The 14,608-nt window shown below is 62.9% G+C and carries 11 protein-coding genes; 6 read left to right on the top strand and 5 right to left on the bottom strand.

The genetic code is table 11. The features are described from left to right. Window positions 1-118 precede the first annotated feature (118 nt). Window positions 119-1,531 (top strand): aspartate aminotransferase family protein, encoded by a 1,413-nt coding sequence (locus tag LOY22_RS08440; protein ID WP_093385389.1) that lies wholly within the window; start codon window positions 119-121, stop codon window positions 1,529-1,531. Between the two features lie 214 nt (window positions 1,532-1,745). On the opposite strand, the gene LOY22_RS08445 is transcribed toward LOY22_RS08440, so the two are convergent. Beyond that, window positions 1,746-2,717, bottom strand: coding sequence for a siderophore-interacting protein (locus tag LOY22_RS08445; RefSeq protein WP_258597113.1), 972 nt, complete (start codon window positions 2,715-2,717; stop codon window positions 1,746-1,748). Window positions 2,718-2,862: 145 nt separating this feature from the next. Between LOY22_RS08445 and LOY22_RS08450 the strand changes: the two genes are divergently transcribed. After that, on the top strand, window positions 2,863-4,485 hold the full coding sequence (locus tag LOY22_RS08450) for a twin-arginine translocation signal domain-containing protein (RefSeq protein ID WP_213602012.1): 1,623 nt from the start codon (window positions 2,863-2,865) through the stop codon (window positions 4,483-4,485). Between the two features lie 79 nt (window positions 4,486-4,564). On the opposite strand, the gene LOY22_RS08455 is transcribed toward LOY22_RS08450, so the two are convergent. From LOY22_RS08455 to LOY22_RS08465, 3 genes are read right to left on the bottom strand one after another with little or no spacing between them, the layout of a single operon-like run. Then, complete coding sequence (locus tag LOY22_RS08455) at window positions 4,565-5,965, bottom strand: efflux transporter outer membrane subunit (RefSeq protein WP_258597114.1); 1,401 nt, start codon at window positions 5,963-5,965, stop codon at window positions 4,565-4,567. Between the two features lie 3 nt (window positions 5,966-5,968). Further along, entirely contained in the window at window positions 5,969-7,936 is a 1,968-nt protein-coding gene (locus LOY22_RS08460; RefSeq protein ID WP_093385375.1) for a MacB family efflux pump subunit, read from the bottom strand. Further along, window positions 7,937-9,115, bottom strand: a complete 1,179-nt coding sequence (locus LOY22_RS08465) for an efflux RND transporter periplasmic adaptor subunit (protein ID WP_213602007.1) — start codon at window positions 9,113-9,115, stop codon at window positions 7,937-7,939. Window positions 9,116-9,342: 227 nt separating this feature from the next. Between LOY22_RS08465 and LOY22_RS08470 the strand changes: the two genes are divergently transcribed. The 4 genes from LOY22_RS08470 (at window position 9,343) to LOY22_RS08485 (ending at window position 12,527) form a co-directional block, all read left to right on the top strand. Further along, a complete protein-coding gene (locus tag LOY22_RS08470; RefSeq protein WP_093387632.1) occupies window positions 9,343-9,822 on the top strand; it encodes a sigma-70 family RNA polymerase sigma factor in 480 nt (159 codons plus the stop codon). 181 nt (window positions 9,823-10,003) lie between these two features. Beyond that, the gene (locus LOY22_RS08475; RefSeq protein WP_045200513.1) at window positions 10,004-10,489 is read left to right on the top strand and encodes a hypothetical protein; all 486 of its coding nucleotides are present in this window, start codon (window positions 10,004-10,006) and stop codon (window positions 10,487-10,489) included. Window positions 10,490-10,585: 96 nt separating this feature from the next. Continuing rightward, entirely contained in the window at window positions 10,586-11,896 is a 1,311-nt protein-coding gene (locus LOY22_RS08480; RefSeq protein WP_093385367.1) for an MFS transporter, read from the top strand. A gap of 229 nt (window positions 11,897-12,125) precedes the next feature. Beyond that, window positions 12,126-12,527: a type II TA system antitoxin MqsA family protein gene (locus tag LOY22_RS08485; protein WP_045200518.1), complete on the top strand. Its 402-nt coding sequence runs from the start codon at window positions 12,126-12,128 to the stop codon at window positions 12,525-12,527. A 63-nt stretch (window positions 12,528-12,590) separates the two neighbouring features. On the opposite strand, the gene LOY22_RS08490 is transcribed toward LOY22_RS08485, so the two are convergent. Next, the gene (locus LOY22_RS08490) at window positions 12,591-14,255 is read right to left on the bottom strand and encodes an electron transfer flavoprotein-ubiquinone oxidoreductase (RefSeq protein ID WP_045200520.1); all 1,665 of its coding nucleotides are present in this window, start codon (window positions 14,253-14,255) and stop codon (window positions 12,591-12,593) included. Window positions 14,256-14,608 lie beyond the last annotated feature (353 nt).

A 14,608-nucleotide genomic window follows, 5' to 3' on the forward strand; every position in this document is an offset into this window, starting at 1 on the left:
TGATGGGCATCGGCTAAATCCGCAGGGCGCTGAAGCGTTTTTCAAGCGATAACAACCCGCACTCCTCTGGCAACAGGCGCGTGACGGGCACATCCGCTTGCTTGCGAGGGTTTCCCAGATGTCAGTCGCTATCAGCCTTGCCCAGGCGCTGCCGGTGTCTTCCACCGCAGACGCTGCTGAAACACTTTATGCATTCAATGAGTCGCCGTTGCTGGCCCGCCAGAGCCTGCAGGAATCCAATGCCCGCAGTTACCCGCGGCGCATTCCGCTGGCGCTCAAGCGCGCCCGTGGCATCTATGTCGAAGACGTAGAAGGGCGTCAGTTCATCGACTGTCTGGCCGGCGCCGGGACCCTGGCGCTGGGGCATAACCATCCGCTGGTGATCGAAGCGATCCAGCAGGTGCTGGCCGATGAACTGCCGCTGCACACCCTGGACCTGACCACGCCGGTCAAGGACCAGTTCGTCCAGGACCTGTTCAGCCTGCTGCCCGAGCAACTGCGCGGCGAAGCGAAGATCCAGTTTTGCGGGCCGACCGGCACCGACGCGGTGGAAGCGGCGTTGAAACTGGTGCGCACCGCTACCGGGCGTAATACCGTGCTGTCGTTCCAGGGCGGCTACCACGGCATGTCCCAGGGCGCCCTGAGCCTGATGGGCAGCCTGGGGCCGAAGAAGCCGCTGGCCGCCTTGCTGGCCAATGGCGTGCAGTTCCTGCCGTACCCTTATGACTATCGCTGCCCTTTCGGGCTGGGCGGCGAAGAGGGCGTGAAGGTCAACCTGCACTACCTGGAAAACCTGCTCAGCGACCCGGAAAGCGGCGTGCAACTGCCGGCGGCGGTGATCGTCGAAGTGGTCCAGGGTGAAGGTGGGGTGATCCCGGCGGACATCGAATGGCTGCGCGGTGTGCGGCGCATTACCGAGAAGGCCGGTGTGGCGCTGATCGTCGACGAGATCCAGAGTGGCTTTGCCCGCACCGGCAAAATGTTTGCCTTCGAGCATGCAGGCATCACTCCGGATGTGGTGGTGCTGTCCAAGGCCATTGGCGGCAGCCTGCCGTTGGCGGTGGTGGTCTATCGCCAGTGGCTGGACACCTGGCAGCCGGGGGCGCACGCCGGTACTTTCCGTGGCAACCAGATGGCCATGGCCGCAGGCTCGGCGGTGATCAACTACCTCAAGTCACACGACCTGTGCAGCCATGCCCAGGCCATGGGCGAACGCCTGGCCGGCCATCTGCGCCGCTTGCAGGCGGACTTCGCGCAGTTGGGGGATATTCGTGGCCGTGGCCTGATGCTGGGGGTCGAGCTGGTTGATCCGCAAGGGCAGCTCGATGCCCAGGGGCATCCGCCGGTCTGCCCGCGCCTGGCACCGCTGGTGCAGCGCGAATGCCTAAAGCGTGGGCTGATTCTGGAACTGGGTGGGCGTCAGGGCGCCGTGGTGCGTTTCCTGCCGCCGCTGATCATTACTGCCGAGCAGGTTGATGAGGTGGCGGCGCGCTTTGCTCGGGCGGTTGCTGCGGCGGTGGCCAGACTGTAAACGGCCCAGGCATGTAAAAGCCCGGGGCAGTGCACCGGGCTTTTTTATGGATCTTCACGCTATCCTGGGGACTATGATTCTTGGGTTGGGTTGGGTTGGGATGTTGAGGCTGCGAGCTTATCCATTCAGTGTGGGGCCGGCAGCAGCGCCACAGCGAATGGATAAGCTCGCGCCCCCCAACCCAGGATTCAGTGAAGAGCCCTTTTTATGGCCCTCAGTCGAACGTGCGACCCGCGCGCCAGTAGCCCATCAGCGTCAGGGCGCTGCGATCCAGCCCGCGCTCGGTGATCAGGTAGCGACGGATATTCATCACCGCTGCCGACTCGCCGGCGATCCAGGCATAGAAGTCGCCGTTGCCGGGTTGAGCCAGTTCCCAGAGGATCTGCCGGTCGATATCGACCTCCTCCAGGGCGACCTTCGCACCTGTACGCGCTGCGGCTGCCGGCAGGCGCGCCAGCTCGCGGATGGCATGGATCATCGCTTCGCCGTGGGTGCAGTGCAGCACTTCGCGCGGCAGCCAGTTCAGTTCGGTGGCGCGGCTGCAGGTCAGGTCGAGGCAATCGGCTTCGCAGGGGACTTCGATGAACGCCTGTACCGGGACTTCGGGCAGGTCTGCGGCCATCTGCTCAAGGATGCCGGCAATTGCCGGCAGGGCGGTTTCATCGCCGATCAGCAGCAGGTTGCGCAGGTTCTTCGGGGGGCGCCATTCGTAGCCGCCGGGGTCGGCGTCGAAGGCCAGGTTCGGGGCGACCATCTGCAGGCGATCGCCGATGCGTGCCTGGGTCGCCCAGGTCGATGCCGGGCCGTTGACGCCGTGCAGGACGAAGTCGACATCCACTTCCAGTGCCTCGCGGCGCAGGTCGCGGATGGTATAGGTGCGCATCGGCGGGCTCTGCTCGGCGCTCAGGCCGCGACGCGCTTGCTGCCAGGAACCTTGCTTGGGCAGGTTCGGGTATTGGCCATCGGCAGAGGGAAAGAAGATCTTGATGCGCTGGTCGGCAGCCAGGGTACGCATCTGCCCGACATCCTCACCGCTGAACACGAAGCGGCTGAGGGACGGGCTGAGGGGCATGATGGCTTTGAGCTGCACATCGAACACTCCGTAGGCACTGGTTCTGGCAGGTTTGCCGACCAGCTTGCGCAGACCGTTGCCCAAGGCGTTGGTCAGGGAGGTGGAGGCTGACATGGGCGGTACCTTTTCCAAGGGAGGTTCCTTGAAAACGAAATAGCCGCCGATCGAATTAGCACAGGGCGGCAGTGGTTAAATTTCCCCCTCCAGGAAACGTCCTAGCTTGGATAAAGCCTGCTTCATGGCTGATACGGGTAGGACGATGACGATTTCGCGACGAGGATTCATAGCGGGCCTGGCGGTGGCGGGCGCGACCGTGCCAGCCGCCTATTACGCGCACAAGCAACTGACCCACGATCCACAGGACGACATCGTCACCCCCGGCGAGGCCAGCGTTGAGCTCGCGGATGCCGCTGGCCAGCACCTGGCCGATCAATTGCGCGGCGTCTGGGATTTGCGTTTGAGCGGTGCCGATGGCGAGCTCGCCGGGCTGCCTGTGGAAGGCTTGCAGATGTACCTCGACGTCGCCGCCAAAGGCCGTGGCCTGCGTGGTTTTGTCGATACCGAACTGGTTCTGCGCAGCGACGCCCCGGCCGCCTACCGAGTGCTTGGCGACCTGGTCGGGGCGTCCACCGCCACGGTGCGCTGGCGGCTGATGAGCACCCAGGGCGGGCCGGGTTATGAATGTACCGCGAGCCTGGATGAAGTCTGGGGCAGTTTTGGCAACGCTGGCAGCGCTACCCTCAGTGGCCGCTTGCAACCGCTGGATCGCTCGATGGTCTTGCCCTTGGCCGACAGTCACTTTGTTGCCGTCAAGCGCCTGTTTCCTGAAGCCCGTGAGCGGCTGCCCTATACTCCGCAGTTGCAAGCCTGGCTGATCAGCGCCGAGCACCGCTTGTTCCATCAGCTCTGGCACGCGACCCGTGACAAATGGCATCGGCTGTCTGAAGAAAAACACGGTGCCTTGCGTGGCCTGGGCTGGCAGCCCGGCCCGCGTGACAAGGAGCGTGATGCCCGCGGCCCGCGCAAGCATCGCAATGGCTCGGGGGTGGACTTTCTGTTCATGCACCGGCATATGCTCGGTACGGCGCGGTCGATGCAGGACCTGCCGTCATGGCCGCATTTCCCCTTGCCGCAACCCAGCGTCGAACACGACCGCCAGGGTTTTGCCCGCTATTACGACAACCATGACGGTTACTGTGTACCGCCCGGTTGGCGGGCACCGGGCGACGAGGCTTATGGCGTATGGGTCTCGGCGATCAAGGCCGGCGAGACCTTCTGCAGTAATTTCCAGGTCTGGGAATCGCAGTACCAGGACCCGCTGTACCTGTCGAAGCTGACCCTCGGTGCATTCGGTTCGGAGCTGGAAATGAACCTGCACGATTGGCTGCACATGTGCTGGGCCTCGGTGCCACGTGATCCGGTCAACGGTGCACCAGTGCCGTTTGCCCGGGACCCGGCTGATTTTGCCGGGCGCTGGTACGAGGCGGAAAACGACTTTCTCGGCGATCCGTTCTCGTCTCACGTCAACCCGGTGTTCTGGGGTTTCCATGGCTGGATCGATGATCGCATCGAGGATTGGTACCGCGCCCATGAGCGCTACAACCCGGGGCAGGTTCGGCGTCTTGAGGTCAATGGCGTGCAGTGGTTCGCCCCGGGGCGCTGGGTCGAGGTCGACGACCCGTGGCTGGGGCCGGTGACCCATGGCTGCAGCACCACGCCGGGGATGTTCCCGGGCAAATCGGTGGAAATGGATGTCGAGATCATGAAGCTGGCTCTGCGCATTACCTTTGGTGAAGACGACAAGATCGGCGACCTGGTGCGCCGGGTGCCGCAGCGGCCCTGGTATGCGCGGCATTTGTCGTTGCGCGGGATTGTGAGCTGATTGGCTGTATTGGGCCTGCTGTGCGGGCCATCGCCGGCAAGGCCGGCCCCCACAGGTTTTGTGCAGGCAGGTCAATGATTTAGCGAACCACCTGCCATCCGCCGCCCAATGCCTTGTACAGCGCCACGCTGCCTTGCAGGCGGGCCAGGCGCAGTTGCACCTGCTGGTCTTGCGCCTGGTACAGGGTGCGCTGGGTTTCCAGTACGGTCAGCAGGGTCTCGGCGCCGGCCTGGTAGCGGCGCTCGGAGAGGGTGAAAGCGATCTGCGCCTGCTGCACTTCCTCATCCTGCGACTGGCGCTGCTGGTCAACACCGCTGATGCCATTGAGCGCCTTCTCGACATCGGCAAAGCCGTTGATGATGCTGCTGCGGTAATTCTCCAGTAGTTCGTCCTGCTTGGCGCGGGCCTTGTCGCGCTCGGCGCGCAGGCGGCCGTTGTTGAAGATCGGCGCAGCCAGCCCGGCACTCAGGGTGTAGTAGGGGCTGCGCAGCACCTGGGCAAAGGTGTCGGCACCCGAGCCCAGGTCGGCGCCCAGGGTCAGGCTCGGCAGCATTGCTGCGCGGGCAACCTGCACGTCTGCCTGGGCGGCGGCCAGGCTGGCTTCGGCGGTGGCAATGTCGGGACGGCGGCTGAGCAGCTCGCTGGGCACGCCGCTGCCGATCTGCGGCCAGTTCAGGCGGGTAATTGATTCTTCAAGGGCGGGCAGCGCCTGCACCGGCTCGCCGAGCAAGGTTGCCAGGGTGATGCGCGCCTCTTGCAACTGCTGCTCGAACAACGGCACCTGGCGTTGCTGGCCGGCGACCAGGCTGCGTTGCTGGGCCAGTTCCAGAGCGGTGGCCGAGCCAGACTGATAGCGGGTTTCGACCAGGTGCAGGACATCCTCGGCGTTGCTCAGGTTGAGGCGGGCAATACGCACCTGCTCACGCAGGGCCAGGCTCTGCAGGTAGCTGTTGGCAACGCCGCTGAGCAAGGTCAGCTCGACGGTCTGGCGATCGAAACGGCTGGCATCGAGGTTGAACAGGGCGCTGTCGCGTGCGGCCGTTTTACCGCCCCAGAAATCCACTTCGTAGCTGGCGCTCAAGCGGGTGCCGAACGAGGTGCTGGTGCGTTCGCGGCTGCTGGCATCGAGTTGGTCGAAGGCGTTGCCATGCAGCAGGCGTTGGCGTCTGGCATCCAGGCCGAACTTGAGTTCAGGCAGCAACGGCGCGCCGGCAATGACCGCCGAGGCCTGAGCCTGGCGAATACGCGCGGCGGCAGCGGCCAGATCGAAGCTGTTGCGCCGGGCGTGTTCGATCAGTTGATCGAGCGCGGGGCTGGAGAACTGCTGCCACCAGTTCTCGTGGGGCAGCGGGGTGCTGGCTGCCTGGCCCTGCCACTGCGCTGGCGCCTGCAGGCCACTCGAAGGTGCAGGGGTGGTTGAGGTACAGGCGGCAAGCACCAAACTGATCGACAGGACACTGAGACGGCTGGGCAGGTTCATGGATTATTCGCTGGTAAGGGCTTTGACCGGGTCGAGGCGGGCGGCTTTGCGCGCGGGCATGAAGCCGAACACCACGCCGGTGACCACCGCGCAGGCAAAGGCGCCAAGCACGGCAGGCAAGGAGAAGGCCACGGCAATATCGGCCAGCAGCAACACGCCGCCAATCAACAGGGCCAGGGCAATGCCGGTGACCCCGCCGACCATCGACAGCAGCACCGCTTCGCTGAGAAACTGGCGCAGGATGTCGCGCTGGCGGGCGCCAGTGGCCATGCGGATGCCGATCTCGCGGGTACGCTCGCGCACCGTCATCAGCATGATGTTCATCACCCCGATACCGCCGACCAGCAGCGAGATCGCGGCGATCGAGCCGAGCATCAGCGACAGGGTATTCTGCGTGCGCGCTTCGGCCTGGATCAGCGCCGCGTCGTTGGTCAGTTCATAGTCGTGCTTGCCGTTGTGAAGCTTGCGCATCAGGTGGTCGATGGCCGCTTCCGTGTCGGCCACGCGCCGTGAGTCGGCGGCGGCGATGGTCACGTACTCCGGGTTGCGGCTGCCGAACAGGCGGATGGCGGCGGCCGAGTAGGGCACCACGATGCGCTCGTCGCTGTCCTGGTCGCCCGAGCTTGCGCCTTTGCCGGCGAGAATGCCGACCACCTGGAAGGGCACGTTTTCGACCAGGATGTACTGGCCGATGGGGTCGTTACCGGCTCCAAATAGTTTCTCCCGCACCTTCTGGCCGATGACCGCCACGGCTGCCGCGCTCTGTTCATCGGCCTCGGTGAAGAAGCTGCCTTCGACCACCGGCCAATTGAAGATTTCGCTGAAGTGGGTGTTGTTGCCACCCACATAGAACTGCTGGTTATTGTTGCCGTAGCGCACCATCAGCGAGTTGCCGATCACCGGCATGATCATCTTCACCTGCGGCAGGCTGGATACTGCGGCGACATCGTCGAGGGTGATGACCCCGGCCGGTTCACGCAGTGTCGGGGCGCTGCCGCTCAGGTACAGGATGTTCGAGCCGAAGGCTGCCATCTGCGCCATGACCTGGCGCTTGCTGCCTTCGCCGACGGCCAGCATGACCACTACCGAAGCCACGCCGATGACGATCCCGAGCAGGGTCAGGGCGGTGCGGAAACGGTTGATCCACATGATCCGCCAGGCCGCCTGCAGGGCTTCGACCAGCTCGCCTTTCCAGGCGCCGCTGGCAGTGGCGCCGAGGTTCAGGCGCTGGCGCAGGTCTTCGGCTTGCAGGCCGGGAGCGCTGGCGGCGGGAGCAGCAGATTGCTCTGCCGAATCACTGAGCACCAGGCCGTCACGAATCTCGATGACCCGCTTGGCCCGCGCCGCGACTTCGCGGTCGTGGGTAATCAGGATCACCACGTGGCCCTGGCTGGCCAGTTCGTCGAGCAGGGCCATGACTTCGGCGCCGCTCTGGCTGTCCAGTGCTCCGGTCGGTTCGTCGGCGAGGATGATGTGTCCGCCGTTCATCAAGGCGCGGGCGATCGACACCCGCTGTTGCTGGCCGCCAGACAACTGGTGCGGGCGGTTGCCGGTGCGGCTGGCCAGGCCCAGGCGTTCGAGCAAGGCGGCGGCGCGGGCATGGCGTTCGGCGGCGGGGGTGCCAGCATAGATGGCCGGCATCTCGACGTTTTCCTGGGCCGAGCCCGAAGCGATCAGGTGATAGCCCTGGAACACGAAGCCGAAGGCTTCACGGCGCAACCAGGCCAGCTCGTCGCTGTCGAGGTCGGCGACGTCCTTGCCGGCGAAGTAGTAGTTGCCTGAGGTCGGACGATCAAGGCAGCCGAGGATGTTCATCAGCGTCGACTTGCCGGAGCCGGAGGCGCCGACAATGGCGACGAACTCGCCGGGATGGATGGCCAGGCTGATGCCGCGGACCACCTCGACCTTGGGCGTATCGACACCACCGTAGGATTTGCGGATGTCGCGCAGTTCGATCAGGGGCGTGGACATTCAACCCCCGCTTGCGGCAGGTGCGCCGATCAGCAGGCGCTCGCCCTCGGCAAGGCCGTCGAGCACCTGCACCCGCAAGCGGTCGCTGAGGCCGGTGCGGACCTGGCGCTGGTTGACCTTGCCCTTGCTGTCGAGCACCTGGGCAATGCGCAGGTCATTGCCGTCGGCATGATCATCCAGGGCTGCCACCGGTACGGTGAGCACCTTGCTGGCACGCCCGGCAACGAAGAACACCTGGGTGGTCATCTCTGCCATCAGGGCGTTGTCCGGGTTATCGACATCCAGCAGTACGGTATAGAGCACCACTTTGCTGCTGGCGCCGCTACCACTGGCGCTGGCCGGGCTGCCACCGCCCTGGCTGGATTGATCGAGGGGTTTGGGCGGCACCGGCAGAATTTGCCGCACACTGCTGGTCCAGCGGCGCTTGCCGCCGGCCAGGGTGGTGAAGTAGGCGCTCATGCCCGGTTTGACATGGCCGATATCGGCCTCGGACACCTGGGCCCAGACGGTCATTGGCGACAACTTGGCGATGCGCAGGATCAGCGGGGTTTGCTGTTGGGCGTTAAGGGTCTGGCCTTCGCGGGCATCGACGGCGACCACGGTGCCGGCCATCGGTGCATAAATGCGCGTGTAACCCAGCTCAGCCTCGTCGCTGCGCAGGCTCGCCTGGGCCTGGCGAATCTGTGCGCGGTACATGTCGATGCGCGCCTGGGTGACCTTCAACTGGGCCTGGGCGCTTTGCACGTCTTCCTCGCGGGTGGCGCCGCCGGCGGCCAGGTTGCGCTGGCGCTTGAACTGTTGCTCGGCCAGTTGGTACTGAGCCTTCTGTTCATCCAGCTGGGCCTTGAGGTTGTCGATCGAGAAACGCCCGGCATCAAGCTTTGCCTGCTGCGTGGAGGGGTCGATCTCAACCAGCAACTGACCTTCCTTGACCTGATCTCCCACCTCGACGTGCAGTTTGCGGATCTGCCCGGAGGCCTGGGCACCCACGTCCACATAACGCCGCGGCTGCAAGGTACCCAGGGCCGTGACGCTGCTTTCGATGTCGGTACGGGTCACGGTAACGGTGCTCAACGGGTCGCCACCGGCGGGCAGGGTTTTCCAGGCGAGCAGGGCGCCCAGGCTGAGCAGGCCGAGGCCACACAACAGCAGGCGACGAGTATTCGGTGAGCGTTTCATGCAGGGTTCCAGCCGGATGGAATGGCCCGTGACATCTCACTGCCGAAGCGGCACGGCAGACACGGGAGGCTCCCAGGTAAACGAGGTGGGGGCCGTGGAATTTACCGGGATCAAGGTCTGATCTTGCTGAGAATAATTATAATTTGTATTATTGCATACTGCCATCATTCAGATCCGCTCAACCACGAGTCAGGGAACCCCCGCAGATGTCGCGGCCAGGTGTTGTGTTGGAAAACTACTATCGCGAACTGGTGAGTTTTCTCTGTGCCCGCCTGGGTAACCGGCAGGCGGCTGAAGACGTTGCCCACGATGCCTATATCCGCGTGCTCGAGCGCAACGGTGAAGACGATATCGAGCATCCCCGGGCGTTTCTCTATCGCACCGCTCTGAATCTTGTGATCGATGGGCATCGACGTGGTTTGCTGCGCCAGTCCGAGCCGCTTGAAGTGCTCGACAGCGATGAGCGTTTCTTTACCCCCGCGCCATCCCAAAGCATGGACCTCAATCAGCGCCTGGACCTGATGCAGCGCGCCCTGGCCGAACTCAGTCAGCCTTGTCGCGAGAGTTTTCTGCTGCGCAAGCTCGACGGCCTTTCTCACCCGCAGATCGCCGAGCGCCTGGGCATCTCGCGCAGTGTGGTGGAGAAACATATTGTTAACGCCATGAAACACTGCCGGCTGCGCATGCGTCAGTGGGAATCGCAGTAACCGGCCAACGTCGAAAAAATGTGAAAATTCCGTCATGGCCTTGCTTGATTTATGGCGATTTCCCGACAACTATCAGTAAAGACCCTCTCTCTGGCGAAGTGCCCGCCAATAGCCTGCAATTGATGATCTGGCGCAGTATGGTCAAGGAACGTCTCTAACGCTCTCTGCCTTGGTCATGACGATGCCGAACAAATCGCTGCGGATCCTGATTGCCGACGAACACCCGATGCAGTTGCTGCAACTGGAACGGATGCTCAATGGCATGGGCTATTACCGCATAGCCCCGGTCGAGAGCTTCGAGGATCTGCAACGCCTGGTGCAGAGCGCACTGCAACCGTTCAACCTGCTGCTGGGCAACATCGACCTGGCCAGCCATGCCGGCGTTGATCTGGAACGGTTCTGCCGGGTCAATCCGCTGATCCAGCACGCCTTGCTGTACGAATCGCAACACTTGAAGATCCCCTCGATTCCCGACAACCAGCGCCGCGCGGTGAATGTCAGCCTGTCCAAGGTTCCGGACAACGAGACCATCCAGTCCTTCATGCATATCATTGACTCGCCGCAGGTGATCGGCCATTTGCCGGGCATCCCCGAGCGCACCGCCAGGCCGGCGTACAACCCACGGCGAATGGACCTGGCCCAAACCGCGTTTTGCCGCCAGTCCTGAAGCCGCGCTGGGTGTGGCCGGGTAGCTTTTGCTATCCTCTTGCGTTTGCCTTGGTGCGCCTGTCGTACCGGCACTCGATCACTTGCGGATACCCCTATGACGGCCACTGACCCTGCGCGCCCGCTGCAGCTATCGCGCAGCGACCACAAGACCCTGAGCCTGGCGGCCCTGGGCGGGGCGCTGGAGATCTACGACTTCATCATATTCGTGTTCTTCGCCCTGACCCTTAGCCAGTTGTTCTTCCCACCGCAGATGCCCGAATGGCTGCGTTTGCTGCAGAGCTTCGGGATTTTTGTAACCGGTTATCTGGCGCGGCCGCTGGGCGGCATCCTGATGGCCCATTTCGCCGACCACCTGGGGCGCAAACGGGTGTTCAGCCTGAGCATCCTGATGATGGCCTTGCCGTGCCTGCTGATCGGGGTGATGCCCACCTATGCCGATATTGGCTACGCAGCGCCGCTGATCCTGCTGGCCTTGCGCATCCTTCAGGGTGCCGCGGTAGGGGGCGAGGTGCCGAGCGCCTGGACCTTCGTCGCCGAGCACGCCCCGCCCGGGCGCCGCGGCTACGCCCTGGGTTTTTTGCAGGCAGGGCTGACCTTCGGTTACCTGCTCGGCGCCCTGACCGCCACGGCGCTGGCACAGCTGTTCAGCCCCCAGGAAATCCTCGATTACGCCTGGCGCTACCCGTTCCTGCTCGGCGGCGTATTCGGCGTGATCGGCGTCTGGCTGCGCCGCTGGTTGAGCGAGACACCAGTGTTCCTGGCCTTGCGCGAGCGCCGTGAGCAGCCGCCGGCTTTCCCCTTGCGCACCGTGTTGCGTGAGCATCGCCGGGCGCTGATACCGGCAGCGCTGCTCACCTGCGTGCTGACCTCGGCGGTGGTGGTGCTGGTGGTGATCACCCCGACGGTGATGCAGCAGCGCTTCGGCATGAGTGCCGGGCACACCTTCGCCTTGAGCAGCATGGGCATTGTTTTTCTCAATATCGGTTGTGTGCTGGCCGGCTTGCTGGTGGACCGTATCGGCGCCTGGCGGGCCTTGATGATCTACAGCCTGCTGCTGCCCTTGGGCATCGCCGGCCTTTACGCCAGCCTGGTGGCTGGCTGGGGCTGGACCGGGCTGGCCTATGCCATTGCTGGCCTGTCTTGTGGCGTGGTGGGGGTGGTGCCATCGGTGATGGTCGGCTTGTTCCCGGCGCAGATTCGCGTCTCGGGCATTTCCTTTACCTACAACATTGCCTACGCCCTGTGGGCGAGCACCACGCCATTGCTGCTGATCGCCCTGATGCCGTGGAGCCCATGGGTGTGCGTGGGCTTTTGCCTGGTCATGGGTGTGGTTGGCTTGCTTACGGCACTGTACTTTGGCGCACGTGAAGCGGTGCCCTTCGAAGATGAGGCGGTGCGCTGCTGAGTTCATCTGCTGTGACAATGGTTCCCTGCTGCCTGGGCGCTGATCGGGCAGACTCTAGAGCGGGGCAAATGGATTAACCTATTTGCCAAATTGAACCTATTAGGTTAATTTGCTCATGGAGAAAGGCACGCCTCATTGCAGGCTTTCGACGGTCAGGGCGCTGGCGGGTCTACCTGAAACTGACGGTCATCGATGATGTGCTCATCGTGTCCTTCAAGGAGTTGTGAAAATGAAATGTCCAGCCTGTGGCGCGGCTGAGCTGGTCAGTGCCAGGCGCGATCTGCCGTACACCTACAAAGGTGAGACAACCCGGGTGACTGATGTTGCCGGGGATTACTGCCCTGCCTGCGCTGAGAGGGTGCTCAGTGATACAGAGTCGCGGCGTGTCAGTGCGGCGATGCTCGCTTTCAATCGGCAGGTCAATGCTGCGGCTGTCGACCCGCAATTTATTGCTGCCGTACGCAAGAAGCTGGCACTTGATCAGCGTGAAGCAGCGGAAATATTCGGCGGCGGGGTCAATGCATTCTCCCGTTACGAAAACGGCAAGACCAAGCCTCCCTTGGCCCTAGTCAAATTGCTCAAGCTACTTGATCGCCACCCTGAGTTGTTCGAAGAAGTCAGAACAGCCTGACACAAGCGATAAAAAAGCCCCCTGGCCACAACGGCGAGAGGGCTTTTTTAGTTGCCGGCAGACTTACATGTTCGGGTAAGTCGGGCCGCCGGCGCCTTCCGGGGTGACCCATGTGATGTTCTGCGAAGGGTCCTTGATGTCACAGGTCTTGCAGTGCACGCAGTTCTGGGCGTTGATCTGGAAGCGCTTGCTGCCGTCTTCCTGGCTGACTACTTCGTACACGCCAGCCGGGCAGTAGCGCTGGGCCGGTTCGTCGTACAGCGGCAGGTTGGTGCCGATCGGGATGCTCGCGTCAGCCAGTTTCAGGTGGCACGGCTGCTCTTCTTCATGGTTGGTGCTGGAGAGGAATACCGAGCTCAGCTTGTCGAAGCTCAGCTTGCCATCCGGTTTTGGATAGTCGATTTTTTTCGAGTCGGCCGCCAGCTTCAGGCAGGCGTAGTCCGGCTTGGTGTCGTGCAGGGTGAACGGCAGTTTGCCACCGAACCAGTTCTGGTCGAGGTAGTTGAACGCCGCGCCGAGCATCGGGCCGAACTTGTGCATGGCCGGGCCGAAGTTACGGCTGGAGAACAGCTCGTCATACAGCCAGCTGGCTTTGAACGCTGTAACGTAGCTGTTGAGTTGATCGCCGCCTTCACCACCTGCCAGCAGGGCTTCGGCCACCGCATCGGCGGCGAGCATGCCGGATTTCATGGCGGTGTGGCTGCCCTTGATTTTGGCCACGTTCATGGTGCCCAGATCGCAACCGATCAGGGCGCCGCCGGCGAAGACCATTTTCGGCAGCGAGTTCAAACCACCTTTGGCCAGGGCGCGGGCGCCGTAGCTGATGCGCTTGCCGCCTTCGAGGTACTGGCTGATCACCGGGTGGTGTTTCAGGCGCTGGAATTCGTCAAACGGCGACAGGTAGGCGTTGGAGTAGGACAGGTCGACGATCAAACCTACGACTACCTGGTTGTTTTCCAGGTGATAGAGGAACGATCCACCGGTGTTTTCCTTGGCCATGACATCCAGCGGCCAGCCTGCGGTGTGCACAACCAGGCCTTGTTCGTGCTTGGCCGGATCGATTTCCCAGATTTCTTTCAAGCCGATGCCGTAATGCTGGACGTCGGACTCGCTGTCGAGGTTGAAACGCTTGATCAGCTGTTTGCCGATGTGGCCACGGCAGCCTTCGGCGAACAGCGTGTACTTGCCGCGCAGCTCCATGCCTGGGGTATACAGGCCTTCTTTCGGGTTGCCTTCACGGTCGACGCCGAGGTCGCCGGTGATAATCCCGCGGACCACGCCGTTTTCGTCGAACAGGGCTTCCTGGGCGGCGAAGCCCGGGTAGATCTCGACGCCCAGGTTCTCCGCCTGCTGGGCCAGCCAGCGGCACAGGTTACCCAGAGAGATGATGTAGTTGCCTTCGTTGTGCATGGTCTTGGGCACGAACAGGTCAGGGACCTTGATCGAGCTGCCAGCATCCTTGAGCACATAGATGTCGTCGCGTTTGACTTCGGTGTTGAGCGGGGCGCCGAGCTCTTTCCAGTCCGGGAACAGTTCGTTCAGGGCGCGAGGTTCGAACACCGCACCGGAGAGGATGTGGGCGCCGACTTCCGAGCCTTTCTCGACCACGCAGACGCTGATTTCGTTACCGGCTTCGGCGGCCTTCTGCTTCAGTCGGCAGGCGGCGGACAGGCCAGCCGGGCCAGCGCCGACAATGACCACGTCGAATTCCATGTATTCGCGTTCCACAGGTTCTCTCCTACTCAAGGCTCATCGGTTTTTCTTTGTTGGCGGGTGTCAGGCGGTCATTTTTCAGACGCTCGGGCTGTAGCTCGAGCGATGACGGACTACACCGCTTTCTCTTGGCCGCGCATTATATCTACACCACTCGCGGGGTCCAATACAAACGTTTGTTTGAATTTGCCGCAGGCCAGTAAAATCAAAGAAGCGCGGCTTGAAGCTGACCGGTTTGCCGTATTGACCGGATTGGGCGTTACGGTCAAGATACGAGCGGTTTTGCGCTCGCCGTAGGCTGACCGCAGGATGCAGGAGCACCCCTAAAAACCAGGCGAAAAGCAGGGCAGTTACGCCACAACCCGCTT

Source organism: Pseudomonas sp. B21-035 (genome assembly GCF_024748945.1).
In the GTDB taxonomy this organism is placed as follows: Bacteria; Pseudomonadota; Gammaproteobacteria; order Pseudomonadales; family Pseudomonadaceae; genus Aquipseudomonas.

Excerpts from the sequence above, each read along its gene's own strand:
- LOY22_RS08485 (WP_045200518.1), top strand. The coding sequence starts at position 12,126 with ATGAAATGTCCAGCCTGTGGCGCGGCTGAGCTGGTCAGTGCCAGGCGC.
- LOY22_RS08445 (WP_258597113.1), bottom strand. The coding sequence starts at position 2,717 with ATGTCAGCCTCCACCTCCCTGACCAACGCCTTGGGCAACGGTCTGCGC.
- LOY22_RS08460 (WP_093385375.1), bottom strand. The coding sequence starts at position 7,936 with ATGTCCACGCCCCTGATCGAACTGCGCGACATCCGCAAATCCTACGGT.
- LOY22_RS08480 (WP_093385367.1), top strand. The coding sequence starts at position 10,586 with ATGACGGCCACTGACCCTGCGCGCCCGCTGCAGCTATCGCGCAGCGAC.
- LOY22_RS08450 (WP_213602012.1), top strand. The coding sequence starts at position 2,863 with ATGACGATTTCGCGACGAGGATTCATAGCGGGCCTGGCGGTGGCGGGC.
- LOY22_RS08455 (WP_258597114.1), bottom strand. The coding sequence starts at position 5,965 with ATGAACCTGCCCAGCCGTCTCAGTGTCCTGTCGATCAGTTTGGTGCTT.
- LOY22_RS08465 (WP_213602007.1), bottom strand. The coding sequence starts at position 9,115 with ATGAAACGCTCACCGAATACTCGTCGCCTGCTGTTGTGTGGCCTCGGC.
- LOY22_RS08475 (WP_045200513.1), top strand. The coding sequence starts at position 10,004 with ATGCCGAACAAATCGCTGCGGATCCTGATTGCCGACGAACACCCGATG.
- LOY22_RS08440 (WP_093385389.1), top strand. The coding sequence starts at position 119 with ATGTCAGTCGCTATCAGCCTTGCCCAGGCGCTGCCGGTGTCTTCCACC.